This is a genomic window from Lysobacter enzymogenes (assembly GCF_017168095.1).
In the GTDB taxonomy this organism is placed as follows: Bacteria; Pseudomonadota; Gammaproteobacteria; order Xanthomonadales; family Xanthomonadaceae; genus Lysobacter; species Lysobacter enzymogenes_D.
The window spans coordinates 1,326-17,527 of the sequence record NZ_LXSD01000406.1; the positions used below are offsets into that span (position 1 = coordinate 1,326).

Annotated in this window: 11 protein-coding genes, 1 tRNA gene and 1 pseudogene; 3 read left to right on the forward strand and 10 right to left on the reverse strand. The window is 70.7% G+C overall.

The features are described 5' to 3' along the window. Window positions 1–114 precede the first annotated feature (114 nt). A complete protein-coding gene (gene bioF / locus A7A76_RS17230) occupies window positions 115–1,350 on the reverse strand; it encodes an 8-amino-7-oxononanoate synthase (protein ID WP_206412357.1) in 1,236 nt (411 codons plus the stop codon). Window positions 1,351–1,368: 18 nt separating this feature from the next. After that, a complete protein-coding gene (bioB, locus tag A7A76_RS17235) occupies window positions 1,369–2,385 on the reverse strand; it encodes a biotin synthase BioB (RefSeq protein ID WP_206412367.1) in 1,017 nt (338 codons plus the stop codon). Window positions 2,386–2,970: 585 nt separating this feature from the next. On the opposite strand from bioB, the pseudogene A7A76_RS26815 reads away from it, so the two are divergent. Beyond that, window positions 2,971–3,147 (forward strand): annotated as a pseudogene (locus A7A76_RS26815) (double zinc ribbon domain-containing protein); the annotation flags it as partial. 315 nt (window positions 3,148–3,462) lie between these two features. After that, window positions 3,463–4,047, forward strand: coding sequence for a ComF family protein (locus A7A76_RS17240; RefSeq protein WP_206412358.1), 585 nt, complete (start codon window positions 3,463–3,465; stop codon window positions 4,045–4,047). 668 nt (window positions 4,048–4,715) lie between these two features. Here the strand turns inward: A7A76_RS17240 and A7A76_RS17245 are convergent. The 5 genes from A7A76_RS17245 to ubiA form a co-directional block, all read right to left on the reverse strand. Next, a complete protein-coding gene (locus A7A76_RS17245; RefSeq protein WP_206412359.1) occupies window positions 4,716–6,518 on the reverse strand; it encodes a M64 family metallopeptidase in 1,803 nt (600 codons plus the stop codon). 1,310 nt (window positions 6,519–7,828) lie between these two features. Next, window positions 7,829–9,268 carry a short-chain fatty acid transporter gene (locus tag A7A76_RS17250; protein ID WP_206412360.1) on the reverse strand — a complete coding sequence of 480 codons (1,440 nt, stop codon included), beginning with the start codon at window positions 9,266–9,268 and terminating at the stop codon, window positions 7,829–7,831. Between the two features lie 215 nt (window positions 9,269–9,483). Then, entirely contained in the window at window positions 9,484–9,996 is a 513-nt protein-coding gene (locus A7A76_RS17255) for a Rid family hydrolase (RefSeq protein ID WP_206412361.1), read from the reverse strand. Between the two features lie 178 nt (window positions 9,997–10,174). Then, window positions 10,175–12,232: a CshA/CshB family fibrillar adhesin-related protein gene (locus A7A76_RS17260; RefSeq protein ID WP_206412362.1), complete on the reverse strand. Its 2,058-nt coding sequence runs from the start codon at window positions 12,230–12,232 to the stop codon at window positions 10,175–10,177. Window positions 12,233–12,403: 171 nt separating this feature from the next. Then, window positions 12,404–13,315 carry a 4-hydroxybenzoate octaprenyltransferase gene (gene ubiA, locus A7A76_RS17265; RefSeq protein WP_206412363.1) on the reverse strand — a complete coding sequence of 304 codons (912 nt, stop codon included), beginning with the start codon at window positions 13,313–13,315 and terminating at the stop codon, window positions 12,404–12,406. A gap of 360 nt (window positions 13,316–13,675) precedes the next feature. Between ubiA and A7A76_RS17270 the strand changes: the two genes are divergently transcribed. Beyond that, window positions 13,676–13,752 (forward strand) — tRNA-Arg (locus A7A76_RS17270). A 246-nt stretch (window positions 13,753–13,998) separates the two neighbouring features. On the opposite strand, the gene A7A76_RS17275 is transcribed toward A7A76_RS17270, so the two are convergent. The 3 genes from A7A76_RS17275 to A7A76_RS17285 all read right to left on the reverse strand — a co-directional run. Further along, window positions 13,999–14,547: a response regulator gene (locus A7A76_RS17275; RefSeq protein ID WP_206412364.1), complete on the reverse strand. Its 549-nt coding sequence runs from the start codon at window positions 14,545–14,547 to the stop codon at window positions 13,999–14,001. A gap of 105 nt (window positions 14,548–14,652) precedes the next feature. Next, on the reverse strand, window positions 14,653–14,934 hold the full coding sequence (locus tag A7A76_RS17280; protein ID WP_206412365.1) for a hypothetical protein: 282 nt from the start codon (window positions 14,932–14,934) through the stop codon (window positions 14,653–14,655). Window positions 14,935–15,429: 495 nt separating this feature from the next. Continuing rightward, on the reverse strand, window positions 15,430–16,202 hold a 773-nt coding region (locus A7A76_RS17285; protein WP_206412366.1), incomplete at its 5' end, for a class I SAM-dependent methyltransferase.

The following is a 16,202-nucleotide window of genomic DNA, read 5'->3' on the forward strand; positions in this document are numbered from 1 at the left end:
CCCCGCGAAGGCGGGGATCCAGAGACTTCAGAGTCATGCTTCGGTGAAGCCCTGGATTCCCGCTTTCGCGGGAATGACGGGGTGTTGGTGCGTATGCGCGACGAGCTGCTGGCCTTACCGCCCCGCCCCCGCCGTCGCTAGCGCGGCCTCGTCGGCGCGCTCGATCGCGACCCGCTCGGCCGCGCGCGCCAGCGCTTCGAGCAGGCCTTCGACCTGCTCGCGCGTGTGCAGCGCCGAGAACGTCACCCGCAGCCGCGCGCGTCCTTCCGGCACGGTCGGCGGGCGGATCGCGGCGACCCAGTAGCCCTGCTGCTCCAGCGCCTGCGCCATCGCCAGCGCGCGGCGGTCGTCGCCGCACATCACCGGCTGGATCGGCGTGCCCGAGGGCAGCAGCTCCAGGCCGAGCTGGGTCGCGCGCTCGCGGAACAGCGCGGTCAGTTCGGCCAGCTTCTCGCGCCGCCAATGGTCGTTGCGCGCCAGCTTGATCGCCGCGCGCGTGGCCGCGGCCTGCGCCGGCGGCAGCGCCGTGGTGTACAGGTGGCTGCGCGCGGTCTCGGCCAGGTGCCCGATCAGGTCGGCATCGCCGTGCAGCGCCGCGCCGTAGCTGCCCAGCGCCTTGCCGAAGGTCGCCAGCTGCAGCGGCACTTCCTGCACCGACAAACGCGCCGCGGCGACGCTGCCGCGCCCGTCCGGGCCGGTGACGCCGACGCCGTGGGCGTCGTCGACGTACAGCACCGCCTTCTGCGCGCGCGCCACCAGGGCCAGGTCGCGCAGCGGGGCGATGTCGCCGTCCATGCTGAAAACGCCGTCGGTGGCGAGCATCGCCAGGCCGTCGGGGACGTTGCGCAACTGCCGGATCGCGCCTTCGGGATCGGCGTGCGGATAGCGGCGCAGACGGCAGCCGGCCAGGCGCGCGGCGTCGATCAGGCTGGCGTGGTTGAGCCGGTCCTGCACGCACACGTCTTCTTCGCCGAGCAAGCCCTGCACCGCGGCGAGGTTGGCCATGAAGCCGCTGCCCAGCAGCAGCGCGCGCGGCGATTCCAGCCAGTCGGCCAGCTCGCGTTCCAGCGCCTCGTGCTGGGCGTGATGGCCGCAGACCAGATGCGAGGCGACGCCGCCGGTGCCTTCGCGCGAGGCCGCGTCCTGGAACGCGTTGATCACGGCGAAGTGCTGCGACAAACCGAGGTAATCGTTGCCGCAGAAATTCACCAGCGAACGCCCGTCGACTTCGCAGCGCGCGCCGTCGCGGTGGCTCACCGCGCGATGGGTGCGGCTGCGCGCGGCCGCCACGCGCTGGGCCTGTGCGGCGTGGATCCGGTCGCGCCAAAGGATTCGCTGGCTGCTGCTCATGGCAGTTGGCTCCGCCGCTCAGGCGGCGCAGGTGTGGGCGGGATGGTCCTGTTGCTCTTCAATACTCGCATGGACGGTGCCCGCGGTCTCCACGATCTGCATCGGCCGCAGGCCCAGGCGCGCGAACAGGGCGAGGTCGCGCTCGGTGTCCGGGTTGCCGGTGGTCAGCAGCTTCTCGCCGTAGAAGATCGAGTTGGCGCCGGCCAGGAAGCACAGCGCCTGCAACTCGTCGCTCATCGATTCTCGACCGGCGGAGAGACGGACCATCGACTTGGGCATCATCAGCCGCGCAACCGCGATGGTGCGCACGAATTCGAACGGATCCAGCTCGGTGGTTCCGGCCAGCGGCGTGCCTTCGACCTGGACCAGGCGGTTGATCGGCACCGAATCCGGATGCGCCGGCAGGTTGGCCAGGGTCTGCAGCAGGCCGGCGCGCTGCTCGCGCGACTCGCCCATGCCGACGATGCCGCCGCAGCAGGTCTTCATGCCGGCGTCGCGCACGTGCTCCAGCGTGTCCAGGCGGTCCTGGAACTCGCGGGTGCGGATGATCTCGTTGTAGAACTCCGGCGCGGTGTCGAGGTTGTGGTTGTAGTAGTCCAGGCCGGCGTCCTTGAGCTTTTGCGCCTGCTCGCCGGACAGCATGCCCAGGGTGGCGCAGGTCTCCAGGCCCAGCGACTTCACCTCGCGGATCATCGCCGCGACCTTCGGGATGTCGCGGTCCTTGGGCGAGCGCCAGGCCGCGCCCATGCAGAAGCGCGAAGCGCCGGCGGCCTTGGCCTGGCGGGCCTTCTCCAGCACCGCCTCGGTGCTCATCAGCTTGGTCGCGTCGACCCCGGTGTGGTAGCGCTGGGCCTGCGGGCAGTAGGCGCAGTCTTCCGGGCAGCCGCCGGTCTTGACCGACAGCAAGGTGCTGACCTGGACCTCGGCGGGGTCGAAGTGGTCCTTGTGCACGCTCGCGGCGCGGTGCAGCAATTCGGGGAACGGCAGGTCGAACAGCGCGCGGACTTCGGCGCGGGACCAGTCGTGACGCAGGATCGTTTCGGGGGAGGCGTTGGGCACCGGGCTGGCTCCAGCGGACTGCACTGACGGCGGGCGGAAGGGAACCGGCCGCGGCGGGCGCGGCCGGAGCGGGCAGTCTGGGAAGCGGGGGGATGGCTGTCAACCGCCGGCCTGCCGATTCGGTTGACAGGCGCCGGGAGTGGAAATGAGCGCAACTTGCGCGATGTTTGGTGCGTGTTCGTCCTGTTGGGGCCGCGTTGGCGGCGCGATCGCGGTGGGTTGCGGGAGTGGCGGCGGTCGCGTCGCGGCGGTCGGACGGTTCGCGCTGGCGAGGGGGCGCGATTTTGGCTGCGGTTTTTGGTGGGTTGGCCCGAATGGGCAAGGTCGCTTGAGCCGCTTGGGTCGCTTGGGTCGCTTGGGTCGCTTGGGTCGCTTGAGTCGCTTGGGTCGCTTGAGTCGCTTGGGCCGCTTGGGCCGCTTGAGCCGCTTGGGGCGCCTGGTCGTCGGTTGCGGCGGCGTGGCTCGCGCAGGCATTCGCGGCGGCGCAGCGCGGTCTTTTCCGACCCTACGCACGGCGGCGCGCCGATGGCGTCGCCGCGCCGCGGCTTCGACACTGGCCGCATGACCGCCGCCCTCTTCGCCCTGCCCGCTCCGACCGGCTTCTGGCCGCGCCTGGCCTGGGCGCTGTGGCCGCCGCGCTGCCTGATCTGCGCCGAGCCCGGGCTGTCCGGCTGCGATCTGTGCGCGGCCTGCTGGGCGCAGTGGCCGCGCGCGCAGCGAAGTTGCCTGGGGTGCGCCATGCCGATGGTGTCGGCGTCGATGGATTGGGGGCGGGTGGATCCGTCATCGCCACCGCTACCGGTAGCGGCAAAGGCACAAGTAGAAGCACAGGCACAGGCACAGGCACAGGCAGCGTCGACGGACCCGGCACCAGCGACAGCGTCGCCTGGCGCCGCCGTGCCCGCCACTGCAGTGCCCGGCGCAGCTGCGGCAAGAGCGCTGGTACAGCCGTTGGCGTCGCCAGCGACCGCACCGTGCAGACTCTCGACATCGCTCCTCACGATATCCGCCGCCGCGGACGGGACGGATCCGCTGCGCACGGACGCGATTCCCGTGAACGTCGGGACGCACGACGATCAGGCAGCACCCGTCCCGCCAGCGCCTCCCGAGCGCTGCAGCGCCTGCCGCGCGCGCGCCTCGCCCTTGCGCGAAGTGCGCGCCGCCAGCCTGTACCGCGCCCCGCTCGACCGCCTGCTGCCGCGCTTCAAGTTCCACCACGACCTCGCCGCCGGCCGCCTGCTCGCCACCACCATGGCCGCGGCGTTCGCGCCGCTGGCCGGGCGCGGCGCGGCCACGCTGATCCCGATTCCACTGCACCGCAGCCGCCTGCGCCAGCGCGGCTACGACCAAGCCCTGGAACTCGCGCGCCCGCTGTCGCGCCGCCTGGGCCTGCCGCTGCGCGCGAGCGGTCTGCACCGCGCGCGCGATACGCCGCCGCAATCGCGCCTGGACGCCGCACAGCGCCGCCGCAACCTGCGCGACGCCTTCGCCTGGACCGCCGCCGCGCCGCCGCCGGCGCACGCGATCCTGATCGACGACGTGATGACCACCGGCGCCACCTTGCACGCCGCGGCGCAGGCGCTGCAGCGCGCGGGCGCGCAGCGGGTCGATGCGTGGGTGTGCGCGCGCACGCTGTGAGGCGCTTGCGGGGCGTAGTCGCTATGCGTCAACGACGCTGCGATACAGGACGCGAGGACGCTGGACGGCGGGCAGGCACACGCTGAAGGCTCTGGATCCCCGCTTTCGCGGGGATGACGTTCTGGGAGGAAACCGGCGCCCTGCTTGACGTCGCTCACACGAAGGCGGAAACCCCGCGCTGAAGGCTCTGGATCCCCGCCTTCGCGGGGATGACGTTCTGGGAGGAAACCGGCGACCTGCTTGACGGCGCTCACACGAAGGCGCAAACCCCACGCTGAAGGCTCTGGATCCCCGCCTTCGCGGGGACGACGTTCTGGGAGGAAACCGGCATCTCGCCAGAAGTCGCCTACACGACAGTGAAAACCGACGCACCCACCAGACGTCGTTCCCGCGAAAGCGGGAACCCAGGGCTTCATCGCGACATTTCTTGACGTCCCGAGCGTCATCGCATCGACGCGCCATGCCGCAGCGACGGTAACGAGGCAACAACCACGGCCGCGGCGGCCGCGGCGGCAACGGCGCAACGGCGCAACGGCGCAACGGCGCAACGGCGCAACGGCATCGAAGCTCAGCCGCTACGCCGACGCAACCCGCAGCAGCGACCGCATCGTCCCGCTCGCCAGATCCAGCGCGACCAACCGACTACCGCCCCCAACCACCGCGCCCGATCAGGGCGAAACCGCAAGCCGCGCCATTGGCGCAGTTGCAAGCGGCGCAGCTTCCACCGGCACCGCCGCAACCGGAGCCGCCGGCGCAGCAACCGCCACCGGCGCCGCCCCCACCCGAATCGTCCACGTGCGCGAATGCTGCAGCAGATTGCCGGCCATCGCCGCCTTCACGAACGCGGTCTGGTCGGTGACGCGCAATTCGAGCGTGCGCGTGGCCGGCGTCGCCGCGTCCTGGCGGAAGTCGTAACTGGCCGCGGTCGCGCCGGAGATCGCCACGCCGTCGAGGTACCACTGCACCGCCACCGCGCCGAGGCTGGGCTGCAGCAACGTCGCGGAGAAGCGCTTGGTGGTGCCGCGCGCATAGCTCACCGCCGTCGCCGGCGACGGCGCTTCGGTGCCGGGCTCGATCAGGTCGATGCCGGCCGCGGGCGAACCGAAGCCGCCGCGATAGAGCTTGAGCACATACTCCTGCCGGCATACCGGGCAGAACGAATTGCCCAACGCGCGCATCAGGCAGGTGTTGTCGACCGGCCGGTACATGCCGCTGCTGAGATAGCGCGCGCCCTGGAACAGGCCGGTGCCGCTGGTGCCGGCCGGGGTCGGGATCGGCAGGCCGGGCGTGAACCAGCTGCGCCACTTCACCAGGCTGGCGTTGGTCTGGTTGGTGACGTTGGCCTCGCACGGCGCGCTGCCGCTGAGGTCGCTGCAGGCCGGGAAGCCCGGATAGGGCGAGTCGTACTCGTCGGCCAGGCCGTGGAAGCTGTGGCCGAACTCGTGGATCGCGATCAGCGCGGCGCTGGTGTGCGCCGAAATCGTCGCGTAAGAACCGCCGGCGCCACCGTAGACCGGGTCGTTGACCGTCACCAGGATCTTGTCCCAGTCGGGAAACCCGGCCGCCGCGGCCATGACCTTGGACGAACGCGTGGTCAGCAGGCGGTGGATCTGGCTGGTGCAGAAGGTCGCGTCCAGCGCGGTGTTGACGAAGGTGCCGGCGCGCGGATCGGTACGCGCGGCGGTGTCGGCGCAGCAGTTGGTGCCGGTGCAGCCGGCCTGGTACGGCGGATGGTCGGCGCCGGACTGGCTCGAAGCGACGAAGCCGGCCTGCCAGTTGACGAAGTTCTGGTAATCCTTGTACGGGCTGACGTTGAACAGCGCGGTCTTCAACGCGGCGGCGTGATTGGCGAAGGTGGCCTGTTCGGCGCTGGTGTAGCCGTCGCCGAGCACCAGGATGTCGAGCCGGTTGCCCGAGTTGGCCGCCTTGGCGGCGCTGGCCTGAGCATCGCCGGACAACGGCGCCGCCAGCGGCATCGCGCCGCGCGCGCTCGCGGCCAGCGGCAGCTGCGCGGCGCGGATCGCCAGTTCGCGCAGGTCGAAGCGCTGCGCCGCCTTGGCCGCGCCGCCGCCGAGCTCGATCGCGTCGGCCGCGTCCAGCGGCACCCGCACCACGAACGCGCGGTGCGGATCGCGTAGCGGCCGGTGCAGTTCGATGCGCCCGTCGCCGTGCTCCGGATCGGCCGCGAACTCGGCGCGCAGGAACTGCGGCACCTGCGCCTCGAACGTCTGCGCGCTCTTGGCGCCGTTGCGCGAAATCCGGTACTCGACCCGCTCGATCCCGCGCTCGACCGGCTGCCTGCCGCGCAGATCGCGCTGCGGATCGTTGAGTTGCACCTGGGTGTAGAACACCGGTTCGGCGCGGCCTTGCGCGTCCATTTCGAACACGACGTAGTGCGCCGGCACCGCCGCGTGGACGCAAGTCGCCGCCAACGACAAGGCGGCGGTGCACAGCAACGTGGACAGTCTCATGGCGGTTCCCCTGCGAGCGGCGGACGGGCCTGCATCGACGCCCGCGCATGGTTCGGCGGCGAGGTCGACAAGGGCCTGCGGCGATGGCGACGCAACACGCGCGATGGGCGACGACCGCGCGTGCGGCGACGTCAGCACGCTACTCCACGTCCGCGGCGGCGAGCGTCGGCGCGGTCACAGTATTCGCGGGTGCGGCGAGGGCGGTTTTGTGATGCGCGATTGCGGAAATGCAACGGGGCGCTGGGGATGGCGACCGTGGATGCGCTATCGCGCGCGGCGCCGTTTCGAAGGGCGCGGCGGAGCGCATCGATGTCGCCTTTGCGGACGCGCGGATTCGAGGCCTCGTCGAAACATGGCGCTGAAGACTCTGGATCCCCGCCTGCGCGGGGATGACGGTCGGCGAGTTGCGCTGGGGTTTGGTAGCAACGTGGCTTCGGCAGGCACGACAGCCTGTTCGCCGCCGGAGAACGGATCGGCCCGATGCCGCTCCTACGCAACACCCGCGGCGCGCAGGCGTTGCACGACCGGCACGGCGAGCGTCGCGTTGCATCGCATCGCACCGCACGACCCACACTGCCGCACCACTCTCACTCCCGGGAAAGACCTTCAGGCCCGACGCCTTCAATCGGCCGCGACGCGGCTTCGACCCGCTCGGAGCCGAAAGCGTCGGGACTGAAGGTCTTCCCCCCTCGCGCAGCGCACGCCGCGCGGCGCAGCACGCAGCACCCATGCAGCGCCCTGCGCAAACCACCGGGCCGCGCAGCGCGCGCGGCCCGCCGGCCTTCCTTGGCCCCCCACCCGGTGGCGGCATCCGTGCCGCCACGCGCGCCATCCTGGCGCATCCCCGATTCCGAGCGCCCGCCGTCCCTGGCGGTGCTCCCTGCCTTGCGCCTCCTGGCGCGCCTGCTCGAATCGGGCGGGTTCGCTTGGCCGACGTTCCCTGCCGTGCTCGGGCCCGGCATCGCAAGTTCTCCACCGACGAGGATGCTTGTCGCTTGCGATGCGCGTCCCTGGCCCCTATGGCGCCGCGTCCTTGAGCGCCTTTTATCGGCCTGGATTCCCTTCCCGCCGCGTGCTGCCATTATCGCCGCGGCGGTTCTCGCACATTGAGAATCCGCTGCGACGACCGCCGAACGTCCTTGTCGGGAACGCGATCGTGGAGCGGCGCGGCCTCCTTTCCGCTGTCGTCGCGCGGGTTGCGCGGCGTCTCCACGGCGCACAGGATCGCGCGCCGCGGCCGACGGCGTCAGTCGGCCGTCGGCGCGCGCGAGGGTAGGATTTTTCCGCTTGCGCCGGGCGCGGCGATGGGCTTAGGGCATCACCGGCGGGTGATAGCTCAAGCTCAGTCCGAGCAGCCACAGCAAACCGAGCACCAACGGGATGTGCACCAACAGCTGCAGGAAGGTGAAACCGACGATGTCGCGCGCCTTCAGGCCCAGCACGCCCAGCAGCGGCAGCATCCAGAACGGGTTGATCAGGTTCGGCAGCGCCTCGGCCGCGTTGTACACCTGCACCGCCCAGCCCAGGTGCACCTGCAGGTCGTTGGCGGCCTGCATCACGTACGGCGCCTCGATGATCCACTTGCCGCCGCCGGAGGGCACGAAGAAACCCAGCACCGCCGAATACAGGCCCATGACCAGGGTGAAGGTTTCGGTGCTGGCGATCTGCACGAACACGCTGGAAAGATGATGGGCCAGGGTCTGGCCGTCGGCGCCCTTGGCCGCGGTCAGCAGGCTGGCGATGCCGCCGTACAGCGGAAACTGGATCAGCACGCCGCCGGTGCTCGGCACTGCGCGCGCGACCGCGTTGAGGAAGCTGCGCGGGCGCCAGTGCAGCAACAGGCCGGCGGTGAGGAACAGGAAGTTGTAGGTGTTGAGGTTGGCGATCGCCACCACCGCCGGTTTCTGCGCGAATTCGTAGACCAGCCAGCCCACGCTCATCGACGCCAGCAGCAAGGTGATCAGCGGGCTGTATTCCAGCCACTCGCCCGGCCGCGTGCGCGGCGGCAGTGCGGCGGCGTGGGTTTCCTCGGCGGCCAGGCGGTCGGCGCCTTCGAATTCGCGCGCGCGCTTGACCGAGGCGCCGCGCGGCGCGGTCAGGAAGCACACCAGCAGCGACACGGCGATCAGCGCCGCGGTCAGCGCGATCGACTGCCACAGGAAGATGGTTTCGCTGAAGGGGATCACGCCGGTGATCGCCAGCAGCCCCGGCGGCATGCTCGCCGGATTGGCCTGCAACTGCGCGGCCGAGGAGCTCAGGCCCATCGCCCACACCGCGCCCAGGCCGAGGTAGGCGGCGGCGCCGGCGGCGCGGTAGTCCATGTCGAGGTCGTCGCGCCGCGCCAGCGCGCGCACCAGCAGGCCGCCGAACACCAGCGAGAAGCCCCAGCTCAGCAGCGAGGTCAGCATGCTGACCAGGGCGACGTAGCAGATCGCGCCGCGGCCGCTGCGCGGCACGCGCGCCAGCGCGTCGATCAGCCGCGCCACCGCCGGCGCGGTGGCGACCACATAGCCGCCGATGACCACGAACGCCATCTGCATGGTGAACGGGATCAGGCTCCAGTAACCGTCGCCGAACGCGGCCGCGGTGGCGGTGGGCGTGGCGCCGAAGGCCAGCGCGGCGAGCGCGACCACGACCACGCCGAGCGCGGCGAACACGTAGGCATCGGGGAACCAGCGTTCGGCCCAGGCGGCGCTGCGCAGGGCGAAACGGGCGAGCGGGCCGTCGGCGGCGGGGGCGGCGGAAGTCATGGCGTGGCGAAGTCCTGCGAAGGCTGGGGCATTGTCCGAGCCGGGGGTGCGCGGGCCACTTGGACTTTAGTCGCAAACGCCGTGGCGGTGCCGAAAGCCTCCCTGTAGGAGCGGCGCGAGCCGCGACCGCGACAACACAACCGCCTCGAAACCTTCGGCGTAGTTGCGTTGTCGCGGTCGCGGCTCGCGCCGCTCCTACAGGGGAATAGGGCGCCTCAGGGCCGCTTGTCGATTCGAGCGCGCGGCGCCTTGCCCGAGCCGATCACCGCTTCGGCGCGCAGTTCGAACGTCGCGCTCTTCGAGTACAAGCCGCTCACCGCCACCGCGGTCCAGGCCGGGTAATGGTCCTTGAAGAACTCGCGATGCACTTTCAGCACCGGCTCGATCCGCTGGCGGAACTCGGCCTGGTCGCGGGCGACATGGAAGCTCTGCAGCTCGATCACATCGTCCAGGTCGGCGCCGGCGCTGCGCAGGTGCGCGCGCAGCGCGACGAACGCGGCGCGCGCCTTGGCTTCGTCGTCGCCTTCGTCCGGCGTCGGGATGCCGGAGACGATGACCTGGTCGCCGATGCGCACCACCGGCGAGTAGTGCAGGTCGTGGTAGGAGCCTTCCCAGCCCGGCGGCGCGAAGTGCTCGCGCGTCGGCGGCGCGGCCTGGGGCGCGGGCGGCGCGGCGATCGCGCCGCAGCAGACGAACAACGCACACAGCGGCAGGAGCGATCGGAGCATGGCAGCGTTACTCGCAAGGGCAAGAACGCCATTGCGCACTGTCGGCGCGAGGCCGTCGTTGCTGTGGATCGCGCTTGCGTTGTGCCGGCGTTGCGGGCTCGCGTTCGGCGACTCGGAGCGACCGGACGGTGCGGGCGCGAAGGCCGTCGCCCGCATCGGCGTCCGCCAACGCCGCGCCTCAGTAATCGCCCGGATCGGCGCTGTAGCGCACCGGCACCACGATGGTCGCGCTGCCGCCGGCCGCGAGGTCCACCGTCAACGCCACGCTGTTGCCGCCGACCGTGCCGCCGCTGGCGGCGCCGCAGGCCGAACCCGCGCTGGCGGTGCAGCGCCACGGCGCCGACAAGGTCGCGCCGGGCGGCAGCGTGTCGCTGACTTGGGCGCCGACCGCCGCGGCCGCGCCGTCGTTGTTGACGGTGAGGGTGTACTCTCGGTCCACACCCGGGGTGTAGCTGGTCTGGCTGTCGGTCTTGTTGATCCGCAGCCCGGTCAGCGCGGCGCGGTTGCGGATGGTGCAGGTGAGGTCGTTGCCGGCGTTGGGCGTCAGCGTCCAGTCGATCGGCCCCGCGCCGCTCGGCCCGGCCGGCGCCGGCAGCGCGCCGCTGCTGCCGGGGTTGGCGACGCAGGCGATGCTCTTGAGATAGCGCGCGAACGGCGTCGGCCCGGCGCTGAGCGCATCGCGCAGGGTGTAGCCGGTGCCCGACGCCAGCAACACCGGACCGGTGCTCGCGCTGGTGCCGGCGCCGCTGGTGGCGGCGCTGGCGAGCGCGCTGGCGCCCTGCAGCAGGCTGACGGTGAATTGATCGGCGGCATCGGCGCGCGCGTCGACCTGTTTGACCAGGGCGATGCGCGCATCGGCGAGCGTCAGCACGTGGTCTTCGACTTCGCCGTCGTTGGCCGAGCCGCTCGGCGCGGCGATCTGCGCCGCATTGCTGGCGATGCGCAGGCGCATGTAGCTGCGCCCGGTGCGCACGCCGGCCGGCACGGTCCAGCTGAGGTTGACCGTGGTGGTGCCGGTGCAGGTCGGGCTGTTGGTCGAGACCTCGCCGGCATCGGCGAAGTCGCCGTCGCGGTTGAAGTCGATCCAGCCGCGCACCGTGCCCGGCCCGGTGCAGGCGATCGGCGGCGACGTGTAGGTGGTGCCCGGCAGCGCCAGGACGCTGCCCAGCGGCGCGGCGAAGGCGTCTTCGTCGTCGCTGCCGAGCAAGTCGTCGCCGTCGGCGTTGGCCGAGTACTGCGCGGCCGATTCGGAATCCAGCGCGGTGCCCAGGCGCGTGCTCGGCGGCACCAGGTTGGCCAGGGCGAAGCTGCTGTCGTTGACGTTGGTGCTCACGCCCGGCGTCAGGGTGCCGCCGCTCCAGGCGAACTGGGCCAGATGGACGGCGTCGCCGTAGCTGCTGGGCGCATCGCCGTGGTCGGTGGAATCCACCACCACCACGCCCAGCGCCACCGCCGAACCGCCGCCGCCGAAGAACTGCACGCTGGCGCTGGTCGCGTTCTCCATGAAGCCCACGGCCATCGGGCCGGACGAGCAGAACGGCGCCGCGCCGAAACGCAGGGTTCGGGTGGCGGCGGTTTCGGTCAGCAGCGCCGGCGTGCTGCTGGTGCAGTTGGCGGAGCGGAAGCGGTCGATGACCCGCCACACCGTCGGCTGGCCGGCGTTGCTGGTGGCGATGGTCGCCTGCAGGTATTCGGAATTCGAGGACTGCTCGGCGTCGGCCACCACCAGGCCTTCGAGCTGGTACGCCGGCGGGTTCGGCTGCCCCGGCGCGCCGAGCGTGGCCGAACAGGTGAAGTCGAAGTTCACCGTGGTGCCGTTGACGTTGTTGCGCAGGCCGATGTCCATCGTGTTGGCGGTGCCGGTACCGCCGATGTTGTACAGATCGTCCAGGCCGTCGCCGGTCCAGTCGCCCGGCCGGTAGATGCGCAGCGACGGCGCGGTGCCGCCGCTGATGTTGCTCAGCGAGCAGGTCACGCGCAGTTCCTGCCCCGACAGCGGAATCACGTTGGTCACGCTGACGCCGGACTGGGCGATGGTGTTGGGCGCGGTGCCCCAGTCGAACCAGTAGATGTTCTGCTTGAAGCGCCCGGCGCCGCCGGTGGCGAACTGCGCCTGCGCCGTCAGCGGCAGCGCCAGGCAGATCAAACCGAGCGTGACGATGCGGCGCGCGAGGGTGCGCGGACACAGGCGAGGCAAGCGCGCGCGCCGGCGGCGCGCAGACAGGACTGAAGACATGCGGACTTCCAGACGGCGACGGACTACGCCGGGCGGCCGGGCCGCGCGCGGGAAGGGCCGACTACGCCGCGCCCTCCGTTTCGACGTGGCCGGAGTGTGCCAGTCGAGCTGTCAACGCCACTTGAAATGCATGCGGCGGCGCGGCGGCGCCCGCGTCGTTCAGATTTCCGTTCAGACGGCCGCGTACGCGCCGCGCAGCAGATAGTCCAGCGCCAGGCCGGCGAAGACCGTCAGCCCGACCCAATGGTTGTGCAGGAACGCGCGGAAGCAGCGCTCGCGCTCGCGTCCGCGCGCGATGATGAATTCGTAGACCACCAGCGCGATCGCCGCGATCAGCCCGGCGTAGTACCACGGCCCCAGCCCGGCGCGCTGCCCGGCCAGCGCCAGGGCCGCGAACATCAGCGCGTAGAGCACTCCGATGGCGACCAGGTCGAGATCGCCGAACAGGATCGCGGTGGACTTGGAGCCCATCTTCAGATCGTCCTCGCGATCGACCATCGCATACCAGGTGTCGTACGCGGTCGACCACAGGATGTTGGCGACATACAGCAGCCACGCCACCGCCGGCACCTCGCCGCGCACCGCCGCGAACGCCATCGGGATGCCCCAGCCGAACGCCATGCCCAGATACACCTGCGGCAGATGGGTGTAGCGCTTGAGATAGGGATAACTCGCCGCCAGCGCCACCCCGACCACGCTCATCAGCACGGTCAGCCGGTTCATCGTCAGCACCAGCGCGAACGCCGCCAGCATCAGCGCCGCGAACACCGCCAACGCCTCGCGCCCGCGCAGCTCGCCGGTGGCGAGCGGACGGTGGCGGGTGCGCTCCACGTGCGGGTCCAGCCAGCGGTCGGCGTAATCGTTGATGACGCAACCGGCCGCACGGGTCAGCCAGACCCCGGCCGAGAACACGAACAACGTCCACAACGGCGGCACCCCGCCGGCCGCGATCCACAGCCCCCACCAGGTCGGCCACAGCAGCAACAGCCAGCCGATCGGCCGGTCGCCGCGGGTCAGCTTCCAATACAGCGACAGACGCCGCCGCCAATCCGGCGCGGGCAGATGGGGGTGGGCGTGATCCATAGCGCAATAGAGTAACGCGGCGGCGGAGCGGCGCCTGGGCGGGGCGGGTTCGCGGGCTTGCCGAATCGGCCTGGCGGGGGCCTGCGCGAGCCGGGGGCACGGGGGGAAGTACAGCGGCGGATAGGTGCGGCACGGGCCGCGGCTGCGGCGGAGCGAAGGCCCGACCGGACCGATGCGGCGACCGATAGAACCGCCCCCGCAGGTCCGGCCCGGCCGGCCGGCTCGACCGGCGAGGACGGCCCGGCCAGCGGCAGCGGTCGCGGCCCGGCCTCGACCCCGACGACACGGATTCACCCACGCCACCGGATTCCGCTATGATGCACGGCCGCACGCCGCAACCCGGCCGTGCGCGATCTCTAAGCGCCTGTAGCTCAGCCGGATAGAGTAGCGGCTTCCGAAGCCGTTGGTCGGGGGTTCGAATCCCTCCAGGCGCGCCAATTCTTAGCGGGGAAGTTTCTCCGCTGTCCGCACGCCCCTCTGCAAGCTCCGTTACTGGCGGGCCTTTGCGAGGGGCGTTTGGTTTTTGGGTTTCCGGCGAGCCGCCGAATCGGGCCATTTTCCTCTCTCTCCCGCCCTCTTTTCTCTGGTCGGTTGGTCCTGAGACCAAACGCTCCTGTGCGCAAAGCGCCAAAAACAAGGTAGTTTTGAGAAGGGGTGTTTTCGCGGTTGGATCGGCCTTTTGATCACCCGGAGCGATTCGAACGGAACGCTCCACCGTCGCCAGCCGGCGGAATCAGCCCGCAGTCCATAGCCAGCCGCGCCAGCGCGATGTCGGTCTGCACGCCGAGCTTGGCCATCACCTTCGCTCGCACGGTGCGGATGGTGGACTCTGTCAGGTCCAACTCCAGCGCAATCTCCGCGTTACGCTTGCCCTGCACCATCAGTAGCGCGACCTCCAACTGGCGCGGACTAAGGTGGTCGAACGGCGTCGTCTCGAACAGCACCCGCGCCCCCAGCGCCTCGTCCAGATAGCGCCGACCGGCCGCCACCTCGCGAACCGCGCGGACGACCGTGCTGCCGTCGCGGGCCTTCGAGACGTAGCCCATCGCGCCGGCCGCCAGCAGCCTGCGCGGCACCGGCCCTCCCTCGACCACCGAGACGATCAACACCTTCAGCTCCGGATGCTCCGCCAGCAATCGGCGGGTGACTTCCAAGCCATCCATGTCCGGCAAGTGGAAGTCGCACAGCACCACATCCGGCCTGCGCCGCGTGTCTTCGACAAACGGCAACATCCGCGGGCCATCCCTTCAGCTTAGGCACATCGGGGCGCGGAGTAAGCCGACGGCGAGCCGGGCATTTCCCGGCTCGCCGCTTGCATCACGCAAGCCGCACTCGGCTCAGTCGTCGGAAAAACAGCCCTGCGCCAGCTTCACGTACCAGTAGCCGGTCGTCGGCTGGAATTCTTCGACCAGGATGGTTTCCTCCTGAGTCGACTCCCCCCAGCCCAAATAGCAAGCCTGGTACGCGTAGTACGAGGCGGCTTCGTACGCCTGGTCGCGGTCGTGGCCGTAGCCCTCGCCGATGACTTGGTAGTGATGCCGAGCCGCAAGGGCGGCGCCGCTGAGCATCATCGACATCAGGAAGGCAGCGCCGATGGCGCGATATGTGTTCGTCTTCATACGTGCTCCTTGCGAGTGAAGTCTGAAGGCTGCGGAATGATCGTGACGACTGTGTTGGTTCAGACGCCATGAATCGTCCAAACCGGGACTCGGATCGCCCTGTGCTGTCTGTCGCGCGAATGCGAGCGTGGCGATTGCCCCGCTCCACTTGCTTCATCACAGCAATACAGCGTTCGTGCGGTCCCGGCCCCGGAACCCTAGCATGCACACCGGCCTCTTGACGGCGGGCACGGGCGCTGGGCCTGCGGAATTGCCCGATATTCGATCGGTGTCGCGTGTTGCACGCGCAACAAGACCCAACGCACGCAACAGCGCGGAGGTGGCCGGAGCGATTCCGGCGGGTCGTCGTCACGCCGCCGAAGCGAGGGGCGGAGTGGCCCGCTCAAGCATGGCGCAGTCTTAGCGACACAGCCAGGCAGGCGCGATGCGCCAGTCGGCGAATGGCGTGCTGTCGGCGGATTCACTTTCGCGAACTCGTCGGGGTTCGCTCGCCTATCACCACATGACCGATGTGGCGTGCTCTTCCGTCGAGACCGCGCAGCGGCGGTCGCGGCCGTCGATTTCGTCGTGGTCGCCGGGCGTCGTCGCGGTGGTCGCGGAAGCAGGCGACGATGCGCGCCGCAGCCGGTGCAACCGCACCGCGGCCGGCTCGGTAGGGGCGTGCCCGTGCAGCGGTGCCAGGCCGGCGCCGACCAGCGTGGCGGTCCAGTCGCGTGTCGCGTCGTCGCGTTCGGTCAGCAGCAGTTCGCCGTCGACGGCGAGCCAGGCGATCGCCGCGCGCACGCGCAACGGATTGGCGGCTTCGCCGCTGGCGGAATCGGCGAGGATCAGGTCGAAGCCGCGTTCGCGCGCGATCGCGGCGAGTGCGTCGGGATCGAGCGCGATGCTGCGCAAGCGGATTCGATCGGCGAAGCGGCTGGCGACGAAGGCGGCGCGCGCGGGCGATGGATCGGCGTAGACGTACTCCACGCGCGCGCCGGCCGCATGCAGCGCCGGCAGCGCGCGTTCGATCCCTTCGCCGTAACCCGCGCCCAGTTCCAGCAGGCGCACGGCGCGGCCGGGGCGGTCGTTCAATGCCTGCTCGAGAGCCGCGCACAACAGCCGGCGGTGATCGGCGGCGCGACGCGCGTTCGCGGCCAGCGCGGCGAACGCGGCCGCGCTGTCGGGATCGAGGTATGAAACCTCGGCGGCGGCGTCCGGCTCCGCGCTCGAGGCCATCGCCGCGCGCCGCGGCGCGCTCAAGCGGGCCGCCACCGCGTGCGGCCGCT

Excerpts from the sequence above, each read along its gene's own strand:
- A7A76_RS17250 (WP_206412360.1), bottom strand. The coding sequence starts at position 9,268 with ATGACTTCCGCCGCCCCCGCCGCCGACGGCCCGCTCGCCCGTTTCGCC.
- A7A76_RS17260 (WP_206412362.1), bottom strand. The coding sequence starts at position 12,232 with ATGTCTTCAGTCCTGTCTGCGCGCCGCCGGCGCGCGCGCTTGCCTCGC.
- ubiA (WP_206412363.1), bottom strand. The coding sequence starts at position 13,315 with ATGGATCACGCCCACCCCCATCTGCCCGCGCCGGATTGGCGGCGGCGT.
- A7A76_RS17255 (WP_206412361.1), bottom strand. The coding sequence starts at position 9,996 with ATGCTCCGATCGCTCCTGCCGCTGTGTGCGTTGTTCGTCTGCTGCGGC.
- A7A76_RS17280 (WP_206412365.1), bottom strand. The coding sequence starts at position 14,934 with ATGAAGACGAACACATATCGCGCCATCGGCGCTGCCTTCCTGATGTCG.
- A7A76_RS17275 (WP_206412364.1), bottom strand. The coding sequence starts at position 14,547 with ATGTTGCCGTTTGTCGAAGACACGCGGCGCAGGCCGGATGTGGTGCTG.
- A7A76_RS17245 (WP_206412359.1), bottom strand. The coding sequence starts at position 6,518 with ATGAGACTGTCCACGTTGCTGTGCACCGCCGCCTTGTCGTTGGCGGCG.
- bioF (WP_206412357.1), bottom strand. The coding sequence starts at position 1,350 with ATGAGCAGCAGCCAGCGAATCCTTTGGCGCGACCGGATCCACGCCGCA.